We start from the raw sequence: 21,016 nt of genomic DNA on the forward strand, positions 1-21,016 counted from the left end.
CGAATCAAAAAATACAAAGAAAAATGGTGTGCATAAAAAATGACCATACCTCATACGAAGTATGGTCATTCAGTAAACACTCATTTTAGATATTTAACCTGTCTACTTGACAGGGGGCATATCAAACCTGCTCGTCTTTTTTGCACTTATCAGCTAAGGACATAATATAATTTTTGATTGCATCTTTGCTAGCACGATCCAGCTTCCAGTATTCAATGATAGCATTCATTGCAAACGTATCATTATCATTAGATATCTCAGTGGCGGCGGCAAAATATTCATCTTCTTCAGGAAGAACAATAAACATCTCACCTTCTCCATTACGTAGCCATTCTGGATTAACATTAAATTCTCTACAGATTAAAGAAAAAATAGAATCAATAGGTTCGTTACGCCCTATTTCATATTGAGCTATAGTATTACGTTTTACCCCTATTCGTTCAGCAAATTCTTGTTGTGTCATATCAAGTGTTTTACGTAAATGTTTAATACGCTCGTTCATTAGATCAGCTCCTCTCTATTACTGACTATAACACTTAAAAGTCACTGCGTCAATAATAAAGTCACGATAACAACAAAAAAGCACTTGACAAAGTATTCAATGTGACTTATTATAGTCTCGTAGACAACAAACAAGAAAGGAGATGATACTATGGCAGAAAACAAAAAGTACATATACCTGACCGAAGAGGACTTAAAAGAGGGCAGAGAATTAGCGGAACTGATGAGTGTATTGGGAAAGGAAGAAAAGATGCAAGCAACAATATACATCAGGGCACTAGTAGACAGAAATATGTTAGAGAAAGTTTCTGCGTAATAAAATAGTGCAGCAGGGGGAGGTGATAGAGTGGAAGAGATAATCTCAGAGGTTTCAGTGGACACAGAGGTATTTGAAAAAGCAGATGCATTTATTTATCTATTAACAAAGGCCGTAGTTGAAGCTATGGAAAAAGGTGAGTTTCGGTTAGAACTGGAGTATAAACCGAAACTCAGCAAAAGTAAGATTAAAATTTTCAGACCTGATTAGTAGAAACTAAAGTACATGAGTCGGGTATCTGAATTAAAGAAAGCATATCAGAATTACTTAGAAAAAATTCACACATACGAGTGTGAGGATTAAATGAACTTGTATGACTCATGCGTTCTATGCGATTAAGTAAGTTGTTAACATTATCGTTAGATAAAGAAGAAAAATCATACAAATATCTGATTAATGACATTAAAAATCTCCTTTCTATTTTGTACTTGGCTTGGCAGAGCCTGTAAGGACATTATAAGGTGATATACAAAATATAACAAGAGTAAGGCAAGGTGCAGCAGGGGGAGATGATAGAATTGAAAAGCTTAGTAATGGAAGAAAAAGAGTTAGAGAAAGAGCAGAACGAAGAGGCTGATTTGAAACTATTTTTGGAATTGGGGATTAACCGTGAATTCATGGAAAAAATCACACTGGCAATGAATCACATTACAAAGCCGTTTGACTTGCAATTTGGGAAAAAGATGAGGGTCGTCATTGACTACGACCCTCAGAGTCCTCAAGTGAAAGTTACTTTTTACAGAAGTTAAGACAGGGAGATTTTAATACATAACAAGGAGGAGAATAGATGAAAAAAGAAATACTTAGAGAAAAACTCGATAATGAAAATCGAGCTAAAGAAAAAGTACTTGAGAATATGGACCAACTTTTATCAGTACCACAGGTTGCGGTAATACTAGGCTGTAACCAATCTAAAGTTAATAGTATCTTAGATGCAGAACTTATACAACCAATGAAGTTTGGGGTAAAGAGAAAGGTTAGAAAAAGTGCTGTGGAAGAATTTTTGAGACAATACGAAGGATTTGATATATCAGATCCACATAATGTTGTACCGATTACACAAAGTGCAAAAGAACGATATAACGCTATGACAAAGGGAGCTTAGTATGAGTAAAAGGGGATAGAAAGTGGTAGAAAAGTAGGTGGATAAAAGATGGATAACGAATTAGAACTAGCGTGGGAAAATGCCTGGAGCAGACAACCACAGAATCCTGATCCAAGTGAACTACGATACATAGGAACAATTACAAGGGGAACAAGAGAGTATATATTCTATAAAGATAAGCAAGGAAACTACTGGTATGACAGTAAAGCGAAAGGAGTTAAGAGCACACATGGCTAGAGCGAAAAAACCTACATATAAGCAAAAGAAGATAATGGACAAACAAGGGCTTATAGTAAAGTGCTGGTTGGTGGCAAAAGAAACTGATACAGAGCTTAAACTTGTAAGTAGGGCAAATGGTAAAACAAGAACAATAAAAAAACCGCTTAGGCGGCAACCTAAGCGAAAACAAAATGTAACTTATTAATTAACTATAGCTATATTATAGCAGAAAGAGAAAGGTATAACAATATGAAAAGCACAGGAATAGTAAGAAAATTAGACGAGTTGGGAAGAATTACACTTCCAGTTGAATTAAGAAGAACATTAGATATTGAGGAAAGAGGTCAATTAGAAATCTTTGTTGAAGAAGACAGAATCATACTTCAAAAGTATGAGCCTACAGATATCTTTACTGGTGAGAAAAACGAATTATTTGATTTCTGTGGAAAGAAGGTATCTAAGGAAACAATTATAGAACTTGCGAAGATGGCAGGAATCTTAGACTAATTACTACATACAATTACAAATAGTAACGGGGCACGTAATTCAATTTACGTGGTCCGTAATATTTGAACTTTTTTCGGGTAAAAGGAGGCGTAAATACATGAAACCAGTAATTTTTTGCAAATTCCGTCTGAAAAGGTATTTAAAACATATGAAATGGAAAAGAGTACCTCAAAATCATTGGGCAGCTGATAAAGATGGGAAAGTAGTTCATTGGGACGGTAGAAATTGGGTAGTTGATGGTTACATTGTAGCGGATGAATGGGTAGGAGAATAAGAAAAGATGCCTCCCGAAGAAGACATCTTTTCTGTGTAGACAAGTAAAACTAACGAACTGATAAGAATATTATACCATGTTTACACAGAATGCACAACAAAATACTGGAAATATAGAAGTTTTATAAAGAGGGGGACAACCTCTTAATTGACCTTGTAATGAGTATTAACAAATGAGACACATTATAAAAATGAAGGTGGAAACATGGCAGTTAAAAAGTATACAGATTATGATTATGAATCAATATATAACAAAGAGCTGCTAGGGGAAGAAAGTATAGAGGAAGCAATCGAGCAGATTAAAAAGTCAGGAAAGGATTATGGTTATGTAGTTAAGACAATCCAGTCAGGAGAAATGCTAGAGAGTGAAATATATCCACTGTACAGAAAAAGAAAGCAGATACCAAAACGAGATAAGGAAAAAACGAAAGCAAGTAGAGATGCTCAGATAAAATTAAATTGGAAAAACTCAGTGAAATACGCAGTTAGATTAATTAATACAAATTTTAAACGTAATGATTACTTTGTTACATTGACATACAAAGATGGAGATCTCCCAAGCGAGGAGAGAGCCAAGAAAGACATGAAAAATTATATAAAAAAGTTAAGAAGATACATAAAGAAAGAAGACCTTGAGGCAATCAAGTACATGTATGCGATTGAATTTGTCGGTGAAGACGAAAGGGGACATACAAGAAAAGTAAGAATTCATCATCATATGATTATGAATGCAGTGATACCGAGAGAAGTAGTTGAAGATTTGTGGGGTAAAGGGCGAGCTGATTGTAAGAGATTACAGCCTGATGAGTTTGGACTGGAGGGAGTGGCTAGATATATTACAAAAAGGTGTAATTCGCATCGAAGTAACAGTAAAGATAAATCACAGGAAGAAGAAATAAGAAAATTTGAAAAGTCTTGGATATCATCGAAAAACCTTAAAAAACCAACAATCAATAAATCAACAACAAAGCTTACAAGAAGAAAAGCGGAAAACATGGCAAGGAATCAGAATCAGCTGAAAGAATTGTTTGAAAAGCTATATAGCAACAAATACACATACAACGATAGCACAACGTACATAAGTGATATAACTGGAGGATTTTATTTGTATGCTCGTATGCGGAAGAAATGTTGATAAAGTTGTTAACAAGTTGTTGATGGAATGTGGATAACTAGAAAGAAGGTGAGCGAATGAAAAGTATAGATATCTATATCGACTTAGATTATAAGGGGAGATTCGATAGTGGAGAGGGAAGATATTCTATTGTATTGGAGATGGTCGTTAATAATAAGCCAAAGACTAGAGAACACTTTGGGGGATTTAAGGAAACTACAAATAATAGAATAGCTTTGCTGGCATGTATCGATGCACTTAAGAAAGTGATTGAACCTTGCAAAATAAAGATACATATTAACTCACCATATATGGCAAGGACAAATAAGCAATTAAAGACTTGGTTGCAGCAGTCGATTGATAAAAGAAAAAACGGTGACTTACTTAGAAAGTATGCGGATTTGATAGCACAACATGAAGTTGAGGTAATGCATGAGAAAACGAATACTTATACAAGAGTAATGGACATTCAAAGACAGTATGCAAAGTACGAATTAGTAACAGATTTCAAAGCAGAAGATGAGATAAAGGAGAATGAAGATGGATAGCATAATGCAGACAGAGAAAAAGTGCTTTATATGTGCTCGAAGAAAGTATCTTGAAGAACATCATATATTTGGCGGTACTGCAAACAGAAAGAAATCAGAGAAACATGGACTTAAGGTGTGGCTATGTTATGAAGATCATAGGGGAAATAGTGGTGTTCATTTTAATAGAGTTGTAGACCTTGCACTTAAGGCAGCAGGGCAAAAGAAGTTTGAAGAGACACATACTAGAGAAGAGTTTAGGAAGGAATTTGGAAAGTCGTGGCTGTAAAGCCTATAAAATCTAAGTGAGAAAGGAATTAGGTGAGTTTTATGAGAACTATCGCAATTATTAATTTAAAAGGTGGAGTAGCAAAGACAACGACAGCAATTAACATGAGCATTATTCTAAGTGAGTTACATCAAAAGAGAGTTTTACTAGTAGATAATGATATCCAGGCAAATGCCAGTAAGTTTTTCAACCTCCATGACTATGATAAAAACGGTATTGAGAATGTATTCAGAAATGAAAGAGTAGCAACAAAGGAACTAATTGAAAGGACAAGCTATGAAAACATGGATATGATTCCTACGAACATGAATCTTGATAATGCAGTATCTGAACTCATGCAAGAAGAAGGAGACCAGATAGGCAAGCTAAAGAAGGCATTAAAAGAAGTTGAGAGTGAATATGATTACTGTTTGATTGATTGTCCACCTAGTATAGCAATGAATGTGCTTAATGCAATTGTGGCAGCAGATGATATTATAATTCCGATTAAACTAGATAAACATGCTTTGGACGGAATGGAAGAGTTAATAGATGTGATTGACGAGTTAGTAACCTATAACAAAAACTTAGAAAATATCATGTGTCTACCAGTTATGACAATGAAAGATGAATTTGTATTAGCAGGTGAAAAACTACTAAGAGAGAGTAACTACAGAGTGTTTGATACAAACATTAGATATTCGGTGAAAGTAATCGGAAGTACATTTCAAAGTTGTGTAGGAATTACAGAATATAGCCCACGATGTAGTGCTGCTAAAGATTATAAAGGATTAGTGGAAGAATATCTAAGGCTAGTAAAGGACGGTGAGTGATTATGCCAAGGATAGGTATTGGAAGTAAATTGAACAATGCCAGTAAAATGGCAGCTATTGATACAAGTGAGTATACGAAAGTTAGATTAGATCCTAGAAAGCTAGTCCCAAGCGAGCAGAACTTTTACAGTATGACTGATATTGAGGAATTAGCAGATAATATGCTGCTTGTTGGTCAATTACAAGAAATTGTAGTAGGTCGAGTAAATGGAGTAGATAAAATTATTGTTGGTCATAGGCGAACCCTGGCAGCAGTACTCAATCAAGATCGTGGACATGCAGAATTTAATCTTGTAGATTGCAAGATGAAAGAAATGACAGAAACAATGTTCATGCTAACTCTTCTATCAGCAAATGCATTTAATCGCAATATGACTGATTGGGAATTGATAGAACAAGCGAGATTGTTTAAAGAGTATCTACTAAAAGCAAAAGAAGAAGGCATTGAGATACCAGGGAAGATGCGGGATTACATAGCAAGTGCTATGGGGGTAAGTACAGGAAAGGTGGGGCAGATAGAGAAAATTAATAACAGCCTGTGCGAAGAGGGAAAAGAAGCGTTGAAAAAAGGTGAGATGTCTTTTGATAAGGCATACAACACAGCAAGGCTACCTGAAAACGAGCAGAAGGCTGTTATAGAGGATAAGAATCTATTAAGCAAAGATGTAAAAGCAATGGTAGATTCAAAGAATCAGGATATTAACAAAGAGGGCTTAGAAGAATCGGGTCAAAGTAACAATGATGATGAAAAAGCTTGTGAGGGCAATTGTTTCTTCTGCGAGATAGATCAATGTGATAGTAAACAGCAAAAACGGTATTACTGTATATATGATTCTGAGAAGCGATGTTCAATTTACGGAGCAAGGAAAGTGGCAATAGAAACATTGAATGTCAATTGTGAAAGTACTTGTTGCATGAAGTGTAATTTGGAATGTGGAGCAAGATGTAATCACTCTCAACACAGCAAGGTGTCAGAATCTGACACCGAAGAAATTATAGGGACTAAAGTAACAGTTCATGAAATAAAGATAGCAAATTGTTATTTTGAAGATGTTGAGCAAGGCATCAAGAAGTTTGAACTAAGAAAGAACGATAGGGATTACAAGGTTGGAGATAAGCTGAAAATGATGGAATTTAAAGATGGAGAATACACAGGAAGAATAATCAATGCAGTTATTACCTTCATACTAGAAGATTATGAGGGAATCAAGGAAGGTTATTGTATTCTATCAATTGATTTGTTATAGGTATCTACCATTTTGGTCAATGGTTTTAGATATATCACAGAGTGCAGGCATAACACAATTTCAGTCTGGGGCAGCAGTAGCTGTCCTAGGGAAAGGAGTGGTTACGATGACAAGATACAGAGTATATTGTAAAGATAAATTAATAGCAGAAGATCTTAAATCGACAGAAGTGGAAAAGCTAACAGGAATTCCAAGTGGTAATGTTAAGTTTTATGCTGAGACAGGTCAAATAAAAAGAAACCTATTTAGAGTGGAATGTGATGATATAACAGAGGAGCAATTGAGTAGGTTTGAAGATAGTTGTAGAGCTGCACAATTATTAAAAGCTGGAAATGCGGTTATTAGACTTGTAAATATCAATGGTAATGTACATAAGAGGACGGTGAGAAGATGAACATTAAGGATTACATGAATGGACAGAATTCAGGAATAGAATATGCTTGTAGAATAGTAAAGGAAAAGGGAATTGAAGGCTTAGCTGAGGAATGCAAGTCCAGAAAGAAAACCAATATTCCAATATCAATAGAGCGCAAGAAGTGTGATGAAGCAATAGAGCGTATAAAACTAAATACAATAGATACAATTAGAATTCTTTCGTTAGCAGTTCTTCGAGATGAGTTTGGATTTGGGAAAGATAGATTAAAGAGATTTGTAGAAAGATTTGAGATAAAGACAGAGTGTATATGTGAGGAATATGTGAAATGGGAAGATATTATTGAAAACATCAAGGAAGAGACTGGATTAGAGGAATTTATACGAAAGAATGAGGTGAGATAGATGAGAACTATAGAAGGAATTAAAGGGGTACGTAAAAGACAAGACATACTAAGATTTATCATTACCTATACACAGCAGCACGGATATGCGCCAACATATCGAGAGATTGCTAATAGTGTTGGATTACGGTCACTATCAAGTGTTCAGAACCATATGGAAGTATTGAAAAGGCAAGGGCTGATTGAAACGGATGAGGATTCAAGTGCAGCAAGAGCAATTAGGGTAGTAGGGTACATGTTTGTTAAGGTTGAAGAATCGAGTAGGGTAGCAGGGGAAAGGGTAAAATAATGCAAATAACATATACAGTAGATATAGACAAAGAAATTTACCAAGGAATAGGAGTAATAAGAAAAGCCTTTGATGAAATAATTCAAAACTATGGTTATGAAGTTACTCAAAGCAGTATAGAAACACCATTAGAAGTAGATCAACAAGATTATACAGAAAAGAAATAGAGAGATGGGAGGAAAGAAACAGATGAAAAGAGCAGAATTTAAAGCATATTGTCCAGTAGAGATAGGTGATAAGGTGAAAGTTATGAAAAAGCCTATGTATGTAAAAGTAGCTGGAAACATGGAAAAAACGCAGCAATTTACAGAACTTCGCCTGGCAGCAGTTGAAACCCATGTAATAACTGATATTGCAGCAACACATTTTGTTAGAAGTGGAGAAGTAGAATTTTTGTATGAATTAGATAATAGCGGAGTTTATCAAAAGATAGAATTTTAATAAAGGGTTAAGAAAGGAAGAATTCGATATGAACAATAAGTTAATAGATTTAAATAATCATCTATTTGCAGAAATGGAGAGACTAGGAGACGAAGAATTAAGTGGAGAGAACCTTGAAAAAGAGATCGAAAGAGCAAAGGCAATAACTAGCGTGGCTTCTCAAATAATTGCAAATGGAGCTTTGGCTTTAAAGGCAGAACAGTTTAAAAGTGATATAGTTTCTTCAAAAGAAGCAAAAGTTCCTAAGTTTTTAGAAGGTGAATGATATGACTGGAAGAAAATATAAGATAGAAGAAAGAAATTTCATTAAAGAATTTGCATGGGGGCATAGTTATAAAGAAATTGTAGAGGAGTTTAATAAAAAGTTTAGTCCCAAAATAGAGATAAATCAAATTAGGTCATACCTAAAAAATCATAACATAAAAACTGGAAGAACAGGAAGGTTTGAAAAAGGGCATATACCAGCAAACAAAGGAACACACATTGGTGGTTGGAAACCAACTCAATTCAAAAAGGGTAATATTCCAGCTAATCATAAACCTATAGGAACAGAGACTATAAGGAACAGCTATAAAAAGAATCAAAGATACGTTTATGTTAAAGTAGCAGAACCAAATATATGGAGAATGAAACATATAATTGTGTGGGAGCAACATTATGGTGAAGTACCTAAGGGTAAGGTAATAATTTTTCTAGATGGAGATACAACCAATACTGATATAAATAATTTGCAGTTAATTGATCGTAAGATTAATTGTAGATTGAATCAGTTGGGATTGAGGTATCAAGATAAAGAATCAACTAAGGCAGGAATAAATGTGGCTGAATTAGTGACCAAAATAGGAGAGGTACAGAGTAGGAAAAGGAAGAATAGTACCCCTTTGCAAATTGGTTAATGCAAAGAGGTGCTATAAAAGGATACCACCATGCAATAATAATCTTTAATACTCACGGTGAGTACATAGAGTCAGGTGACTATAAGCTACCTACGATGTCTCTTGTTGCGAAGATATTGGATAAATAACCATATTACACCAAATTCTGCAAATAGCAAAATTATTACAAATGATAGATTGGTAAGTGATACTGTGATATCGTCTAATATTGGCATACAACAACCTCCTTATATCAAGTATTTAGCAATTTAGTGGGTTGTGTCAACTGTTTTTTATAGTATAGATTATAATAATAACAGATATGAGTATCCTATCTGTAAAAATGAAGAACTTGAACTTGGACGAACTTTTATATAGCGGAAAGATGTTTTGGTATTCAGTTGATGAAACGCGAACATATTATTTTACAAAAGATAATTAAACCTTGCTAATAAAAGTCAAGTACTTTTTTGATTTTTTATGAAGTAAAAATGGGTAACTTTAATAGACCTCATATTCATGAGAAAGAATGTAAAATATAAACAAATATTATTTGTATAGTTCCATTACTCTGGCGTAGTAGATACGAAGAAACTTGTTTATAGCTGCCATCTTAGCAACATTCAAAGGTTTTCCTTCTTCTTCTTTTTTGATCATAAAAAGATAGACAGGATCATCTTGGGGTTTATGCATCTTTAGACATTGCATTACTTCATAACAAGCTTTTCTAAGAGCAGGAGCACCTCTCTTAGATATATGCCTATTTTGGCTTTCAAACTGTCCAGATTGGAATGGTGGAGCGTCATTTCCAGCAAATGCATTTAATGCTTTACCGCTTGTAAATCTTCGTACATCACCAATTTCAGCTATAAGCCTTGGAGCTAGACGATCTCCTACTCCATACATTCCTCTGACAATAGGATATTCAGGCAAAGTTTGGGCAAGTGATTGCATCTGAACTAATATCTCGTTTGCAGCAATTTCAGCTTGGATTAGTACGTTAAGACATTGCTGCATAGCTATATTGGTATAAGCATCCGTACCTCGAGTTATTATACTATTGGTTGCGAGTTCGTAAATTTTAAGAGCTTTCATCTGATAATTACGACAACCATTTTTTTCTGCTAATTTAGTATAACTATTGAGAAACTTTTTCTCTCCCATTTTCTTAATAGTATCGAAGTTATGATACTTGTTAATAAAGTTGTAGAGCATATTATTTTCGGGTTTTGTAGCTTTTGACATTAGTATGGTTTCGATACCAGGCATAGCTTCATCAAGAAGATTACCTAAATATACTCTATTTTTCACTTTAGTAGATACACGCTGATTATATTGGCGGGATAAGAACTTAAGATCAAGATATTTTTGATCTAAAGAAGTATAGGGTATTAAAGAATAGGATTTTTCTAAAGCATAAGTAGCCATACGCATAGCATCTTTACGATCAGTTTTAGCCTTACGAATCTGATTATCCCCATACTTCTTCATCAAGTATGGATTCATAACAGAAACAAAAAGATTTGCATCTAAGAACTTTTTTAGAATAGGGAGATGATAATGTCCGGTTGCTTCCATAACAATCTTTATATCATCGTTAAGAGCATTAAGATTATTGATGAGGTTATCTAATGAATCGTTAACGTGATATACCTCAAATGGCTCTGCAAGTATTTCGCCATCTGAGCTAAGAATAGCAACCATACTTTTAGATTTAGAAACATCAACACCGACAGCAATCATGATAGTCCTCCTTTATGTATTATTATGATTGGTTCCAACGTCTCAAAATCAACTCATGTTCGTGGGTGACACGGGAGCAACGTCCCAACTTGCTGAAGCGAATGTAAGATAATGAGAGCTGGCTGACAAGTTTTGTTCCGGGCGTGGTGTCCCAATTGATAGATTACGTCAGCCAATCAACCTCATCATAACAAAAAAATAAGAATAGAGACAATATTCTCTACTCTTATATAGTACGAATGATAGTTTAGATAAGAAAGAGAGGAATATATTATGTGTAAATTTTGTGAGAATAGTAATTGCACTCTTACTAAGCAACAGGCATTAGAGCATGGTGCAATAATAGAAGATAATGTATATCATATTATGAGGGTAGCAACAGATAGTACACCTAATACCTATAGTTTCAAGGATATGCCTTGTTATGATAGCCTTAGTGCTTTATTTCCACATGAATCAGATGAAAACCCTCATGCTTACGAAAGATTTATCTATGATGAAGATGAAAATTGCAGTAAAGATTGGGAATATTGTGAAGTACAAAATCCTTTATCTTGGAATACAGAAGAAGAGTTCATAAAAATCATGGGTGTTAATTAAATTGATCTTTAAGAGAGGTGTCAGATGGCATATACAGAACAAGAAAACATCAAACTTAATAACCAGCTTAAGAAATGGCAAGAAAAGCAGCTAAGAGCAGTAAAGCGAAACAACATAGATAATGCTTTTGCTAAGATGAATGACATTGAACGTTTAGTTTGGGAACAAATTGCAATAGCAGAAACCCATAATGAGGTTAACTATTTAGTGTGGAATATGGCAGAAAAGATAATAGACAAGTATTACAAATTAGCAAGATAAATTGATATCTATACTAGCGTAATAATTAAAATTACTAATAGAATTACAGTTAAAATAGCTGAAAAGGAAAAAGAAATAATAGAAATTATTTTTATGATTTTGGGATTATTATGAGTAGCTTTGATTATTGAATATACTACGATTGTAATCAATAGACCAAATAACAAGGGATACAAGATAGACTTCATTATAACTCACCTCTTTATTTATATGTACTATCCAATAGAGTACCATAAAAGGTTGAGTTGGTAAACTAAAATTTGAAGCTGTAAATTAGGATTTTCGAAAGGAGAAGAAAAGTATTATAAATCTGTTAACCAAAGCATAATAGGAAGAGAGCATAGGAGATGTACATAATGGGAAGTAGAGGAAGTAAGAAAAAAAGAGTTGAAACAAATAATGAACAAGTTACCAACACGCTAAGTGTCTTTTCTACATCACAGATCATTGATACAATGAACTATATGATTAACGAACTAGGCAGCAGGGGTGTACAAGTAAAAGACTTTGATAACAAATATAAAACTGTAAAGATGATTAAGATTATCGGAGGAAAGCCGTATTTCTTATCTGAGTAAGGAGTGATACAGTGAGTAACGAAGAAATGGAAATAAGGATTAAGAAGTACTTAGCGAATTACTATAAATGTAAGAAGAAGAAGGAACAGTTAGAAGAAAGACATAGACACATTAGGATAGATATAGATAGCCCAATAGGAGGAAGAGAGTACAAGGAAATACCATCTAGCGCAACAAATAGACGTAACGATGGGTCAGCTGGTCTTTTGCTTAGACTTGCTGAGATTGAAGATAGAATTGAGAAAGAGAAAGATAGAATGTCAAGACGATTGATAGAGATCATGGACGTGATTGATTATCTACCAGAAGAGAGTGATGAAAGAATGATATTAGAATTAAGACATATCGATTGCTACGAGTGGAAAGACATTGTTAAGAAGATGAATTATTCACGTACAAGTTGCAATACTTATTATAACAAAGCAATAGCTAAACTATTAGAATATAAGCGAGTACGTGTTCTAATAGCAGCAGAAGAAATGAATATAGCATAGTTAAAGTCTGTACACCACTGTACATCAACATGTGATAATATGATAACATGTTAGAAACCCCAAAAAAGAGATGCATTTAGAGATAAATGTGTCTCTTTTTTTGTCGAAAAACGGAAGTTGGCAAATCAAAAAGGTACTTCTGAGGGGGTGGGTGCTATGCGGGTCGAGGAACGTCCGATATTTGCCTCTTTTTGATAAAAATTTTTTTAGTACTTCCTTCCTCTTTTGGGAGATGGGAAAAGGAGTGTTTGTAAATGATTGTTAACCAAAAACAACTAGCTAGTGTGTTAGGTATCTCATCCCGTCAAGTACGCAATTTACAACATGATTTCGACTTTTTCACTAAGCAAGAAAATGGTCGTGGATATGATCTTGGAAAGTGTGTACAGGAGTATATCGAGTACAAGGTAAAAGCGGAAATGCCTAAGGGTACATTTTTAGATATTGAGAAGGAAAAGGCAGAGCATGAACGCATCAAAAAAAATATGTCACAACTAAAACTTAGAAAGATGAAAAAGGAACTTCATGAAGCTGGAGACATTGAATTATTTTTGGGAGAGATGCTTTATAACTTTAAAAATAAATTGCTAGCTACTCCAAGTAAGGTAGCGACATTGATTGTTGGAGAGAACGACGTTAATCAAATTATTAATATCTTAACAAAAGAAATGAATGATCTTTTAGATGAGTTGTCCGAATTCAATCCAGATGAGTTTGCAACTGATGATATTTCAGGAGAAGAGGAAGATGAGGAAGAAGATGATGAATAGATAAGTAGGTGTTAACTGTGGGTAGTGAAAGAGCAAGATCTAGAAAAAAGACAGAAAAATTATTCAGAAACATAATTAAGAAAGCACTATCTAGACCAGAAGAATTAACAGTAAGTGAATGGGCAGAGAAATATAGAATACTTGATGAATCTAGTAGTTTGCCAGGTAGATGGAGTAACAATGTTACACCATATCTAGTTGAGATTATGAATTGCTTCAATGATCCATACATTCACAATATTAACTTTGTTAAGCCTTCTCAAGTAGGAGGAACAGAGGCACTTATTAATATGCTTGGCTGGATAGTAACACAGAACCCTTCACCTGCTATGATGGTATATCCAAGTGATGATTTGGCAAAAGATATTTCTAACGATAAGTTAAAGCCAGCTTTTCTTAAGAGCAAAGATATAAGAGATAGATTCTATCAGAATTCATCAAAAGAACTTAAATTAAAGTTTAAAGGGATGACTTTATATCTACGTGGTGCAGCATCACCTTCTAAATTAGCATCTAAAGCAATAAGATATTTATTCTTTGATGAAATTGACAAAATAGGTGGAGCATCTAAGAAAGAGGCATCACCATACAATCTTGCTTTAGAGAGAACTAAGACATTCAAATACACAAGAAAGATATATACATGTTCTACACCAACATTGAAAACAAATTATGTTTGGTCTTTGCATGAGGCAGCAGATGAAGTAAGACATTTTGTCATGCCATGCCCCCATTGTGGAGAATTCATTGAATTTAAGTGGAAACAAGTAATATTTGATAAAGATAAAAGTCTTAGTGTGCTGGATAGAGCAAAGACAGCAAAATACTTTTGCCAGGAATGTGGTTGTGAGATAGAGAACAACCAAAAGCCAGCAATGTTAAGAGCTGGTAAGTGGGTAACAGTAACTAAGAGAAACATTGGAAAACCTGAGAGTGTATCGTTTTGGATTAACTCACTATATAGTATCTTCGTGAATTGGGAAGATGCAGCTAAAGAGTTTCTAGAATCACAAGATGATCCAGAAAAGTTACAAAACTTTGTAAATTCATGGTTAGGAGAACCTTGGGAAGATACAAAGTTGAAAACAAGTGAATCCCTCGTACTAGAAAGACAAACAAATTATGAACAGTACGAGATACCAGAGTGGACAGAGCTCTTAACAGGTGGTGTTGACGTTCAGGAGAATTGCTTGTATTGGACCATACGAGCATGGGGAAAGCATATAACTAGTCAAAATATTGCGCATGGACAAGCATTTACACTAAATGAAATTGAGACGGTTATGAATCTACCGTTTAAGGTAAGAGATGGAACTGATTTTATTGTAAATTTGGTATTACTGGATTCAGGTTATAACTCAGATGATATCTATGATTTCTGCGCAAGCAATAGTGATTGGGCATTACCTTGTAAAGGTGCATCTAACCCTATGTTATCTCATTACAAGTTATCCAAGGTAAATAAAGCTACTTCTAGTGCATATGGGATGAATCTTGTTGTTGTAGATGGTGGTAAATACAAGGATATGATTGCAAGTAGACTTTTGAAAGATAAAGGAAATGGTAGATGGCTTGTATATAAAGGTTGTGATGAAGAGTATGCCAAGCAAGTGACTAGCGAACACAAGGTAAATGAAAAGAGTGGTAATCGTACTATACAAGTTTGGAAACAAAAAACATCTCATGCAGACAATCATTATCTTGACTGTGAAGTGTATGCATTTGCAGCAGCAGACATATTAGGTGTTAGAACATTACACCTTCAAACAGATGATGAGAATGAAGAAGTTAAGAAAGAACAAAAAGTACAGGAGAGTAGCAATGAAGAAAAGTGGATAAATCAAAATGAAGGTTGGTTAGGAGGACAAGAATGAGTAAAACAAGTGATATGCTCAGTAATGTTGAGAATGCGATAGAAAGTATCTTGTTAGGTGGACAGTCATACAAAATTGGGTCAAGAACACTTACAAGAGCAGATCTTAATATGTTGTATAAAATGCGTAATGATTTAAGAGCAGAGCAGAACCAAGAACAAGGAAATACTGGTTTACTTGATGATACATATGTGGCGTTCTTCGATGGGAGGTAGATTATGAGTTGGTTAGATAGTGCAATACAATTTGTATCTCCTAAGTGGGGGTCTCTTAGAGAAGCATGGAGGCAAAACCTAGAAGAGCAAAAGAGTTATGATGCTGCAAGTTATAGTCGAATGAATGCAAATTGGAGAGCTGTTAATCAATCAGCAGAAGATACAGACAGAATGTCAAGAGATACAATACGAGCCAGGGCAAGAGACCTGGAACGTAATTCGGACATGATGAATTCAGTAACAGGTGCATTCAAAAGAAATGTTATCGGTGGAGGCTATACAATACAGGTTAAAACTGATGATGAAAAGTTGAATCAACAACTTACAGAATTATGGAAAGAATGGTGTAAAAAGAAAAACTGTGATGTTACTGAGACACAGAGCTTTAATCAAATCCTTAGAATGGCGGTAGTTAGAAAGAAAATTGATGGTGGAATCCTATTTGTAAAACGATATACGGACGGCGGATTGGTACCGTTTAAGCTTCAAATGATTGAAGTTGATGAGTTAGACACTAGTCGAGTTTTTACAAGTAAACCAGGAAACATCGTATCTGGTGGAATTGAGTACAATCATTACAACAAGGCAGTAGGCTATTGGATTAAACAGTATTCGATAGATGGAATCATAGAACATGAACCAGTTTATCTTGATGCAAAAGACGTTATTTTCTATTTTACAAAGAAAAGACCGTCGCAAGTAAGAGAAATATCTGATACAACACAGACTATTACAAGAATTAGAGATGTAAATGAATTTATGGTTGCTGTATCTGTAAAAGAGAGAATAGCAGCATGTTTATCCGTATTTATTAAAAAATGTATGCCGTCTGGTAGTGGAGGAGGATTTGGTAGAGGAACGCAAAAGAATGGAAAAAGTGAATATGATGGAAAAACTCTAGCACCAGGTATGATTAAAGAACTTAATGCAGGAGATGAAATTCAAACAGTAGTTCCTTCAGGACAGGCAGCAGATGCTACAAGCTATACAAAACTCCAACAAAGACTAATTGGAGCAGGGCAAGGTATATCTTATGAGGCTACATCAAGAGATATGTCGGAAACAAATTATTCATCCGCAAGGCAAGGATTAATCGAAGATGAACAGACGTATCTAGAAGAGATTGAACTTCTAACTGATATTATGAGTGAGATTTATGAAACATTTGTTATCTCATGTGTATTAGCTGGATTAGTAGATATAAAAGATTTTTGGACTAACAAAAGAAAATATCTAAAACACGAGTGGATTAAAGCACCACGCAAATGGATTGACCCAGTTAAGGAGGCTAATGCTAATAAAATTGCTATGTATACAGGACAAAAAACGTTCCAACAGATTGCAGCAGAGAACGGTAAGGACTGGAAAGAGCAAATGAAAGAGATGGCCGACGTTTTAGAATATGGGAAAGAATTAGGAATAGAGATGGGAGGTGTAGTATTTGGCAAAGAGTACAAAGAAAGTCAAGCAGACGGAAAACCTAACTAGGGAACTAGGAGTGAATTCTATTAGAGCTCTAGGAGGAGAAGAGTCCAGAAAATTTGAAATTTCATTTTCAAGTGAAGAACCATATGAAAGATGGTTTGGAACGGAAATTCTAGATCATAATGATGGTTGCGTTGATCTAACAAGATTATCTGAGATGGGTTGTGTGTTATTTAACCATAATAGAGATAAAGTAATTGGTAAAGTTAACAAAGTATGGATTAAAGACAAGCGTGGATATGCAGAAATAGAATTTGACGAAGATGCAGAATCCGAAGTCATTTATCAAAAAGTTAAGAATGATACGCTGAAAGGTGTATCAATTGGCTACAGAATTTGTACAACAGAAGAAGTAGCAGTGAATCAACTATCACAAGATGGAAGATTTAAAGGACCATGCACAATAGCGAAAAGGTGGTTCCCATATGAAATTTCAATTGTATCAGTGCCAGCTGATTCTACTGTTGGTGTAGGAAGAGATCTGGAAGAAATAGAAGACACTGATAAACGTTCGCTTAGTTATTATGAGGCGATAGTACAAATCAACAGTAACAGTATATAGAGGAGGAATGAAAATGACTTTAGAACAACTAAAAGCTAAAAAAGTTCAATTAGTGCAACAACAGAAGCAATTAACAACAGCAGCTAAAGATGGTAAGAGAGATTTATCATCAGAAGAACAAACACAATTTGACAATTTACAACGTGAGATTGATGAGGTTGATGGTCAAATCAAGGCACTTTTACCTGATACAATCCAACCAACATTAGAACAGGAAAGAACACGTATTGCAGAAATTACACAGATGTGTAGAGATTTTGGTGTAGATGATAAAGATCTACAAAGATACATTAGTGATGGAACTAATCAAGATCAAGTAAGAACTGCCATCTTGGACAAGATGAAAGCAGACGGACAACCTCTTAACCAAAGAGGAATTGATGTAACCAAAGATTCAGAAGATAAGTACAGAGAAGCAGCAGCAGATGCACTTGTAATGCGTGGTGGTGTTAATATTGAGAAACCGTCAGAGGGTGCTAGAGAATTAATGGGAATGAGTCTTCGAGATTTAGCAATTGAAGCATTAGAAAAAGAAGGCGAACAAGGGCTTTTAAGAATGTCAACAGATGAACTATTTGGAAGACTTACAAGAGCGTATTTCAATCCAACGGCAGCATTCCCAGCAATTCTTGATACTGCTATTAACAAGGCATATGTGGAGGGACACAGGACAGCAGCTGTTACCTTTGATAAGTGGACAAAGAAGGGAACATTAAAAGACTTTAAGACGCATGATAATAATTATCTTGCAGGTCCAGCTGGAGAATTCTTAGAAGTACCTGAGGGAGCTGAAATTAAACATGACACTCCTTCCGATGAGAAAAAGCCAACACGTAAATTAAAGACATATGCTCGTCAATTCACAATGACAAGACAAGCATTTATTAATGATGATATTGATTTCTTATCGAAAATTCCATCTAAATACGCTACAGCAGCAAGAAAGACACAGAATAAACAGGTATACAACATCTTAATTAACAATCCTGTAATTTATGATGGAACAAAACTATTCACTACAGCACACAAGAATGTATTAGCAAGCGGAACAGGAATTACAGCGGATGCAGTACAAAAGATGTTCTTAGCATTACAGATGCAAACAGATGAATTTGGAGATGCAGTGATCATCAGACCTACATATTTTGTTGTTCCTGTTGGCTATTCATTTGCGGTATATGAAATTTTTAATAGCGCAACAATCAATACAACGAGCAATACACAAGCAGCCAATCCATTATACAGATACAGAGAGATGCTAGAGGTTATTGAAGATCCTACACTTAATGTATTAGCTGGTACAGGTGCTATTCCATGGTTTGTTGTTGGTGATAAATCGGACACTGATTCAATTGAAGTAGATTACTTAAACGGTAATGAAATTCCAACAATTAGACGTATGGAATCACCAGGAACACTTGGATTTGTATGGGATATATATTTAGACTGGGGTATTAGTGTAATGGATTATAGAGGTATTGTTAAGAATCCAGGAACTACTATTGCAAGTCCATTCTAAGGAGGTAGAGAGGTATGAGTAAAGCAACATATTGGCAAAAAGGCGAACAGCTAGATTATAAAAATAGTACAACAAGTGCTATTGCTACTAATACAGTCGTAAAACTAGGAACTAGGATTGGTATAGTTGGTAATACGATCAATCCAGGGGAGACTGGAGTTCTTGTAATGGAAGGTGTATTTGAAGTAAATAAGATTAGTACAAATGAAATTACCGCTGGTACAGACGTATATTACGATGCGACAAATGATGGGTTCACTGAAACAGCTACAAGTAATACATTAGCTGGATATGCAGTTCAAACAGTAGCAGCCGCAGATACCAAGATGCTGGTTAAGTTGAAAGGTTAAGGTGATTGTATGGCAGGCAGAACGCTTAATAAACCTAAGAAAGAACAGAAAGTTGTACCAGTGCAACAAGATGAAATTACAGAAGTAAAAGAAGAACAAGTTCAAGAAGAAAAGCCTCGGAGAGAAGAGGATAATCAGGAAGAGGAAAAAGAGAAAATTAAAAAACTTTATGCAACTTATCCAATTCTTTTCGAATCACATCAATACAAAGTTGGTGATCAACTTCCAACAACGAATATGGAAATGGTAAATGCATGGATTGAAGCAGAAGCAGCAGTTTGGAAGTGATCGTATGAAGACGTTCAAGGATATAATTAAACAAGATATTAAGAGTACATTCATTAATGATAATGAGTTTTCGGAAAAACATCGTATTGATGGTAAAGAGATGAGTGTAATAACAGATGGAATAGAACTCTTAGAACGTGAAAAGAAAGTCAAAGATAAGGCAGATGGATTATTTTTAAAACAAAAGCTTATCTATGTTGCGGCAGAGGACTTTGGTCCTTTGCCACGTATAGGAAGAATTATAAAGTTAGACAAGTATGATTATAGAATAATTGATGCGATTGCAGAAAATTGTATGTATTCTTTAACATTGGAGGCATATAAAGGTTGATTACTTTTAAAGTTGATGAAAATGCATTGAAAATGATTGAGCTAAAGCTTGATTATATGAGTGTAAAAGCACCAGAAGTGCTAAAAAAGTCTATTAATGATACCGCTAAGATGTTAAAAAATGACCTTAAAGTTGAGGTGAAAAAAAACTATACAGCTAAGGTTGGCGGTATTAATAAAGCTATTTCTATCAAAAAGGCAACGAATAAGCAGATTGTTGCAGTTGTTACTGTTACAGGAAAACCAATACCACTTGTTCAATTCAAGAACGTAGCAGATGACTCAGTAAGAGCAAAAGCAATTAAAAGAAACAAGCTTAAACCTTTGACACTATCTGGTGCAGACCATAATGGTAAAGACCTTAAATCTTTCGTAGCAAAAATGAGCAATGGACATGTTGGTATCTTTCAAAGAACACCAGGGAAAACAATGAAAGGACATGGAAGTAGAACACTAAAGAATGGAAAAAAGACTACGGGAAGAGATGCAATAAAACAATTTTATGGTAACTCAATTGTTAAGATGGTTGGAAATGAGGATTTGGTTTGTAGCAAGGTTGAGAAAAAGGCTAATGACTATCTAAAAGAATCTTTAGATAAACATATCGCCAAAGTATTGGAGGGAAACTAATGACATCAATTTTCTTACAGGAAGAT

At 34.8% G+C, this 21,016-nt stretch carries 37 protein-coding genes; 34 read left to right on the forward strand and 3 right to left on the reverse strand.

What is annotated here, in order from left to right; genetic code table 11:
- Positions 1–121 precede the first annotated feature (121 nt).
- The gene (locus HBB17_RS01325; protein ID WP_167955070.1) at positions 122–502 is read right to left on the reverse strand and encodes a helix-turn-helix domain-containing protein; all 381 of its coding nucleotides are present in this window, start codon (positions 500–502) and stop codon (positions 122–124) included.
- 150 nt (positions 503–652) lie between these two features.
- Here HBB17_RS01325 and HBB17_RS01330 point away from each other — a divergent pair, with 150 nt between their 5' ends.
- The 20 genes from HBB17_RS01330 to HBB17_RS01425 all read left to right on the forward strand — a co-directional run bounded on the left by HBB17_RS01330 (position 653) and on the right by HBB17_RS01425 (position 9,312).
- Positions 653–817 (forward strand): hypothetical protein, encoded by a 165-nt coding sequence (locus HBB17_RS01330; protein WP_167955071.1) that lies wholly within the window; start codon positions 653–655, stop codon positions 815–817.
- A gap of 30 nt (positions 818–847) precedes the next feature.
- Positions 848–1,027, forward strand: a complete 180-nt coding sequence (locus HBB17_RS01335) for a hypothetical protein (protein ID WP_167955072.1) — start codon at positions 848–850, stop codon at positions 1,025–1,027.
- Positions 1,028–1,335: 308 nt separating this feature from the next.
- On the forward strand, positions 1,336–1,566 hold the full coding sequence (locus HBB17_RS01340) for a hypothetical protein (RefSeq protein ID WP_167955073.1): 231 nt from the start codon (positions 1,336–1,338) through the stop codon (positions 1,564–1,566).
- Positions 1,567–1,604: 38 nt separating this feature from the next.
- The gene (locus HBB17_RS01345) at positions 1,605–1,922 is read left to right on the forward strand and encodes a helix-turn-helix domain-containing protein (RefSeq protein ID WP_167955074.1); all 318 of its coding nucleotides are present in this window, start codon (positions 1,605–1,607) and stop codon (positions 1,920–1,922) included.
- 48 nt (positions 1,923–1,970) lie between these two features.
- On the forward strand, positions 1,971–2,159 hold the full coding sequence (locus HBB17_RS01350; protein ID WP_167955075.1) for a hypothetical protein: 189 nt from the start codon (positions 1,971–1,973) through the stop codon (positions 2,157–2,159).
- The gene (locus HBB17_RS01355) at positions 2,152–2,346 is read left to right on the forward strand and encodes a DUF6906 family protein (protein ID WP_167955076.1); all 195 of its coding nucleotides are present in this window, start codon (positions 2,152–2,154) and stop codon (positions 2,344–2,346) included. Before HBB17_RS01350 ends, HBB17_RS01355 begins: the two co-directional genes overlap by 8 nt.
- Before the next feature lie 44 nt (positions 2,347–2,390).
- Complete coding sequence (locus HBB17_RS01360; protein ID WP_167955077.1) at positions 2,391–2,648, forward strand: AbrB/MazE/SpoVT family DNA-binding domain-containing protein; 258 nt, start codon at positions 2,391–2,393, stop codon at positions 2,646–2,648.
- A gap of 97 nt (positions 2,649–2,745) precedes the next feature.
- A complete protein-coding gene (locus HBB17_RS01365; protein ID WP_167955078.1) occupies positions 2,746–2,922 on the forward strand; it encodes a hypothetical protein in 177 nt (58 codons plus the stop codon).
- Between the two features lie 204 nt (positions 2,923–3,126).
- Positions 3,127–4,056 (forward strand): rolling circle replication-associated protein, encoded by a 930-nt coding sequence (locus tag HBB17_RS01370; protein ID WP_167955079.1) that lies wholly within the window; start codon positions 3,127–3,129, stop codon positions 4,054–4,056.
- Positions 4,057–4,112: 56 nt separating this feature from the next.
- The gene (locus tag HBB17_RS01375; RefSeq protein WP_167955080.1) at positions 4,113–4,583 is read left to right on the forward strand and encodes an RNase H family protein; all 471 of its coding nucleotides are present in this window, start codon (positions 4,113–4,115) and stop codon (positions 4,581–4,583) included.
- Positions 4,576–4,851, forward strand: coding sequence for a hypothetical protein (locus HBB17_RS01380; protein WP_167955081.1), 276 nt, complete (start codon positions 4,576–4,578; stop codon positions 4,849–4,851). Before HBB17_RS01375 ends, HBB17_RS01380 begins: the two co-directional genes overlap by 8 nt.
- A 41-nt stretch (positions 4,852–4,892) precedes the next feature.
- Positions 4,893–5,663 carry a ParA family protein gene (locus HBB17_RS01385; protein ID WP_167955083.1) on the forward strand — a complete coding sequence of 257 codons (771 nt, stop codon included), beginning with the start codon at positions 4,893–4,895 and terminating at the stop codon, positions 5,661–5,663.
- A 2-nt stretch (positions 5,664–5,665) separates the two neighbouring features.
- Entirely contained in the window at positions 5,666–6,910 is a 1,245-nt protein-coding gene (locus HBB17_RS01390) for a ParB/RepB/Spo0J family partition protein (protein ID WP_167955085.1), read from the forward strand.
- 106 nt (positions 6,911–7,016) lie between these two features.
- Positions 7,017–7,304: a hypothetical protein gene (locus HBB17_RS01395; RefSeq protein ID WP_167955087.1), complete on the forward strand. Its 288-nt coding sequence runs from the start codon at positions 7,017–7,019 to the stop codon at positions 7,302–7,304.
- Entirely contained in the window at positions 7,301–7,687 is a 387-nt protein-coding gene (locus HBB17_RS01400; protein ID WP_167955088.1) for a hypothetical protein, read from the forward strand. The genes HBB17_RS01395 and HBB17_RS01400 overlap by 4 nt, the downstream gene beginning before the upstream one ends.
- Positions 7,688–7,975: a LexA family protein gene (locus tag HBB17_RS01405; protein WP_167955090.1), complete on the forward strand. Its 288-nt coding sequence runs from the start codon at positions 7,688–7,690 to the stop codon at positions 7,973–7,975.
- The gene (locus tag HBB17_RS01410; protein ID WP_167955091.1) at positions 7,975–8,142 is read left to right on the forward strand and encodes a hypothetical protein; all 168 of its coding nucleotides are present in this window, start codon (positions 7,975–7,977) and stop codon (positions 8,140–8,142) included. The genes HBB17_RS01405 and HBB17_RS01410 overlap by 1 nt, the downstream gene beginning before the upstream one ends.
- A 22-nt stretch (positions 8,143–8,164) precedes the next feature.
- Positions 8,165–8,416: a hypothetical protein gene (locus HBB17_RS01415; protein ID WP_167955093.1), complete on the forward strand. Its 252-nt coding sequence runs from the start codon at positions 8,165–8,167 to the stop codon at positions 8,414–8,416.
- 28 nt (positions 8,417–8,444) lie between these two features.
- Positions 8,445–8,681 carry a hypothetical protein gene (locus HBB17_RS01420; protein WP_167955095.1) on the forward strand — a complete coding sequence of 79 codons (237 nt, stop codon included), beginning with the start codon at positions 8,445–8,447 and terminating at the stop codon, positions 8,679–8,681.
- A 1-nt stretch (position 8,682) separates the two neighbouring features.
- Complete coding sequence (locus tag HBB17_RS01425; protein WP_167955097.1) at positions 8,683–9,312, forward strand: HNH endonuclease signature motif containing protein; 630 nt, start codon at positions 8,683–8,685, stop codon at positions 9,310–9,312.
- Between the two features lie 86 nt (positions 9,313–9,398).
- Here the strand turns inward: HBB17_RS01425 and HBB17_RS20585 are convergent, their stop codons facing one another.
- The gene (locus tag HBB17_RS20585; RefSeq protein ID WP_274380743.1) at positions 9,399–9,527 is read right to left on the reverse strand and encodes a hypothetical protein; all 129 of its coding nucleotides are present in this window, start codon (positions 9,525–9,527) and stop codon (positions 9,399–9,401) included.
- A 313-nt stretch (positions 9,528–9,840) separates the two neighbouring features.
- On the reverse strand, positions 9,841–11,034 hold the full coding sequence (locus tag HBB17_RS01430; protein WP_167955098.1) for an IS110 family RNA-guided transposase: 1,194 nt from the start codon (positions 11,032–11,034) through the stop codon (positions 9,841–9,843).
- Between the two features lie 273 nt (positions 11,035–11,307).
- On the opposite strand from HBB17_RS01430, the gene HBB17_RS01435 reads away from it, so the two are divergent.
- The 14 genes from HBB17_RS01435 to HBB17_RS01500 all read left to right on the forward strand — a co-directional run bounded on the left by HBB17_RS01435 (position 11,308) and on the right by HBB17_RS01500 (position 20,990).
- Positions 11,308–11,634 carry a hypothetical protein gene (locus HBB17_RS01435; protein WP_167955100.1) on the forward strand — a complete coding sequence of 109 codons (327 nt, stop codon included), beginning with the start codon at positions 11,308–11,310 and terminating at the stop codon, positions 11,632–11,634.
- Between the two features lie 24 nt (positions 11,635–11,658).
- Positions 11,659–11,895 carry a hypothetical protein gene (locus tag HBB17_RS01440; RefSeq protein WP_167955102.1) on the forward strand — a complete coding sequence of 79 codons (237 nt, stop codon included), beginning with the start codon at positions 11,659–11,661 and terminating at the stop codon, positions 11,893–11,895.
- Positions 11,896–12,251: 356 nt separating this feature from the next.
- Positions 12,252–12,473, forward strand: coding sequence for a hypothetical protein (locus HBB17_RS01445; RefSeq protein WP_167955104.1), 222 nt, complete (start codon positions 12,252–12,254; stop codon positions 12,471–12,473).
- A gap of 11 nt (positions 12,474–12,484) precedes the next feature.
- Entirely contained in the window at positions 12,485–12,967 is a 483-nt protein-coding gene (locus HBB17_RS01450) for a DUF1492 domain-containing protein (RefSeq protein ID WP_167955105.1), read from the forward strand.
- Positions 12,968–13,221: 254 nt separating this feature from the next.
- Positions 13,222–13,737, forward strand: a complete 516-nt coding sequence (locus HBB17_RS01455) for a DNA-packaging protein (RefSeq protein ID WP_167955106.1) — start codon at positions 13,222–13,224, stop codon at positions 13,735–13,737.
- A gap of 17 nt (positions 13,738–13,754) precedes the next feature.
- Positions 13,755–15,611 (forward strand): terminase gpA endonuclease subunit, encoded by a 1,857-nt coding sequence (locus HBB17_RS01460; protein WP_167955108.1) that lies wholly within the window; start codon positions 13,755–13,757, stop codon positions 15,609–15,611.
- On the forward strand, positions 15,608–15,826 hold the full coding sequence (locus HBB17_RS01465; protein WP_167955109.1) for a peptidylprolyl isomerase: 219 nt from the start codon (positions 15,608–15,610) through the stop codon (positions 15,824–15,826). Before HBB17_RS01460 ends, HBB17_RS01465 begins: the two co-directional genes overlap by 4 nt.
- Positions 15,827–15,829: 3 nt before the next feature.
- A complete protein-coding gene (locus HBB17_RS01470; protein WP_167955111.1) occupies positions 15,830–17,314 on the forward strand; it encodes a phage portal protein in 1,485 nt (494 codons plus the stop codon).
- Positions 17,268–17,873, forward strand: coding sequence for an HK97 family phage prohead protease (locus tag HBB17_RS01475; protein WP_167955113.1), 606 nt, complete (start codon positions 17,268–17,270; stop codon positions 17,871–17,873). Before HBB17_RS01470 ends, HBB17_RS01475 begins: the two co-directional genes overlap by 47 nt.
- A 13-nt stretch (positions 17,874–17,886) precedes the next feature.
- Positions 17,887–19,392, forward strand: coding sequence for a phage major capsid protein (locus tag HBB17_RS01480; RefSeq protein ID WP_167955115.1), 1,506 nt, complete (start codon positions 17,887–17,889; stop codon positions 19,390–19,392).
- A 14-nt stretch (positions 19,393–19,406) separates the two neighbouring features.
- A complete protein-coding gene (locus tag HBB17_RS01485) occupies positions 19,407–19,742 on the forward strand; it encodes a DUF2190 family protein (protein ID WP_167955117.1) in 336 nt (111 codons plus the stop codon).
- A gap of 9 nt (positions 19,743–19,751) precedes the next feature.
- Positions 19,752–20,030, forward strand: coding sequence for a hypothetical protein (locus tag HBB17_RS01490; RefSeq protein ID WP_167955119.1), 279 nt, complete (start codon positions 19,752–19,754; stop codon positions 20,028–20,030).
- A gap of 4 nt (positions 20,031–20,034) precedes the next feature.
- Positions 20,035–20,361: a hypothetical protein gene (locus HBB17_RS01495; RefSeq protein WP_167955121.1), complete on the forward strand. Its 327-nt coding sequence runs from the start codon at positions 20,035–20,037 to the stop codon at positions 20,359–20,361.
- Positions 20,358–20,990, forward strand: coding sequence for a hypothetical protein (locus tag HBB17_RS01500; protein WP_167955123.1), 633 nt, complete (start codon positions 20,358–20,360; stop codon positions 20,988–20,990). Before HBB17_RS01495 ends, HBB17_RS01500 begins: the two co-directional genes overlap by 4 nt.
- The last annotated feature ends 26 nt before the right edge of the window (positions 20,991–21,016 follow it).

It is taken from the genome of Anaerosporobacter faecicola, from assembly GCF_012070565.1.
In the GTDB taxonomy this organism is placed as follows: Bacteria; Bacillota; Clostridia; order Lachnospirales; family Lachnospiraceae; genus Anaerosporobacter; species Anaerosporobacter faecicola.

Excerpts from the sequence above, each read along its gene's own strand:
- HBB17_RS01495 (WP_167955121.1), top strand. The coding sequence starts at position 20,035 with ATGAAGACGTTCAAGGATATAATTAAACAAGATATTAAGAGTACATTC.
- HBB17_RS20585 (WP_274380743.1), bottom strand. The coding sequence starts at position 9,527 with ATGCCAATATTAGACGATATCACAGTATCACTTACCAATCTATCATTT.
- HBB17_RS01425 (WP_167955097.1), top strand. The coding sequence starts at position 8,683 with ATGACTGGAAGAAAATATAAGATAGAAGAAAGAAATTTCATTAAAGAA.
- HBB17_RS01490 (WP_167955119.1), top strand. The coding sequence starts at position 19,752 with ATGGCAGGCAGAACGCTTAATAAACCTAAGAAAGAACAGAAAGTTGTA.
- HBB17_RS01465 (WP_167955109.1), top strand. The coding sequence starts at position 15,608 with ATGAGTAAAACAAGTGATATGCTCAGTAATGTTGAGAATGCGATAGAA.
- HBB17_RS01355 (WP_167955076.1), top strand. The coding sequence starts at position 2,152 with ATGGCTAGAGCGAAAAAACCTACATATAAGCAAAAGAAGATAATGGAC.
- HBB17_RS01350 (WP_167955075.1), top strand. The coding sequence starts at position 1,971 with ATGGATAACGAATTAGAACTAGCGTGGGAAAATGCCTGGAGCAGACAA.
- HBB17_RS01400 (WP_167955088.1), top strand. The coding sequence starts at position 7,301 with ATGAACATTAAGGATTACATGAATGGACAGAATTCAGGAATAGAATAT.
- HBB17_RS01470 (WP_167955111.1), top strand. The coding sequence starts at position 15,830 with ATGAGTTGGTTAGATAGTGCAATACAATTTGTATCTCCTAAGTGGGGG.
- HBB17_RS01370 (WP_167955079.1), top strand. The coding sequence starts at position 3,127 with ATGGCAGTTAAAAAGTATACAGATTATGATTATGAATCAATATATAAC.
- HBB17_RS01385 (WP_167955083.1), top strand. The coding sequence starts at position 4,893 with ATGAGAACTATCGCAATTATTAATTTAAAAGGTGGAGTAGCAAAGACA.
- HBB17_RS01445 (WP_167955104.1), top strand. The coding sequence starts at position 12,252 with ATGGGAAGTAGAGGAAGTAAGAAAAAAAGAGTTGAAACAAATAATGAA.
- HBB17_RS01390 (WP_167955085.1), top strand. The coding sequence starts at position 5,666 with ATGCCAAGGATAGGTATTGGAAGTAAATTGAACAATGCCAGTAAAATG.
- HBB17_RS01485 (WP_167955117.1), top strand. The coding sequence starts at position 19,407 with ATGAGTAAAGCAACATATTGGCAAAAAGGCGAACAGCTAGATTATAAA.
- HBB17_RS01435 (WP_167955100.1), top strand. The coding sequence starts at position 11,308 with ATGTGTAAATTTTGTGAGAATAGTAATTGCACTCTTACTAAGCAACAG.
- HBB17_RS01345 (WP_167955074.1), top strand. The coding sequence starts at position 1,605 with ATGAAAAAAGAAATACTTAGAGAAAAACTCGATAATGAAAATCGAGCT.
- HBB17_RS01395 (WP_167955087.1), top strand. The coding sequence starts at position 7,017 with ATGACAAGATACAGAGTATATTGTAAAGATAAATTAATAGCAGAAGAT.
- HBB17_RS01440 (WP_167955102.1), top strand. The coding sequence starts at position 11,659 with ATGGCATATACAGAACAAGAAAACATCAAACTTAATAACCAGCTTAAG.
- HBB17_RS01430 (WP_167955098.1), bottom strand. The coding sequence starts at position 11,034 with ATGATTGCTGTCGGTGTTGATGTTTCTAAATCTAAAAGTATGGTTGCT.
- HBB17_RS01415 (WP_167955093.1), top strand. The coding sequence starts at position 8,165 with ATGAAAAGAGCAGAATTTAAAGCATATTGTCCAGTAGAGATAGGTGAT.
- HBB17_RS01365 (WP_167955078.1), top strand. The coding sequence starts at position 2,746 with ATGAAACCAGTAATTTTTTGCAAATTCCGTCTGAAAAGGTATTTAAAA.
- HBB17_RS01480 (WP_167955115.1), top strand. The coding sequence starts at position 17,887 with ATGACTTTAGAACAACTAAAAGCTAAAAAAGTTCAATTAGTGCAACAA.
- HBB17_RS01405 (WP_167955090.1), top strand. The coding sequence starts at position 7,688 with ATGAGAACTATAGAAGGAATTAAAGGGGTACGTAAAAGACAAGACATA.
- HBB17_RS01360 (WP_167955077.1), top strand. The coding sequence starts at position 2,391 with ATGAAAAGCACAGGAATAGTAAGAAAATTAGACGAGTTGGGAAGAATT.
- HBB17_RS01375 (WP_167955080.1), top strand. The coding sequence starts at position 4,113 with ATGAAAAGTATAGATATCTATATCGACTTAGATTATAAGGGGAGATTC.
- HBB17_RS01455 (WP_167955106.1), top strand. The coding sequence starts at position 13,222 with ATGATTGTTAACCAAAAACAACTAGCTAGTGTGTTAGGTATCTCATCC.
- HBB17_RS01420 (WP_167955095.1), top strand. The coding sequence starts at position 8,445 with ATGAACAATAAGTTAATAGATTTAAATAATCATCTATTTGCAGAAATG.
- HBB17_RS01410 (WP_167955091.1), top strand. The coding sequence starts at position 7,975 with ATGCAAATAACATATACAGTAGATATAGACAAAGAAATTTACCAAGGA.
- HBB17_RS01325 (WP_167955070.1), bottom strand. The coding sequence starts at position 502 with ATGAACGAGCGTATTAAACATTTACGTAAAACACTTGATATGACACAA.
- HBB17_RS01380 (WP_167955081.1), top strand. The coding sequence starts at position 4,576 with ATGGATAGCATAATGCAGACAGAGAAAAAGTGCTTTATATGTGCTCGA.
- HBB17_RS01330 (WP_167955071.1), top strand. The coding sequence starts at position 653 with ATGGCAGAAAACAAAAAGTACATATACCTGACCGAAGAGGACTTAAAA.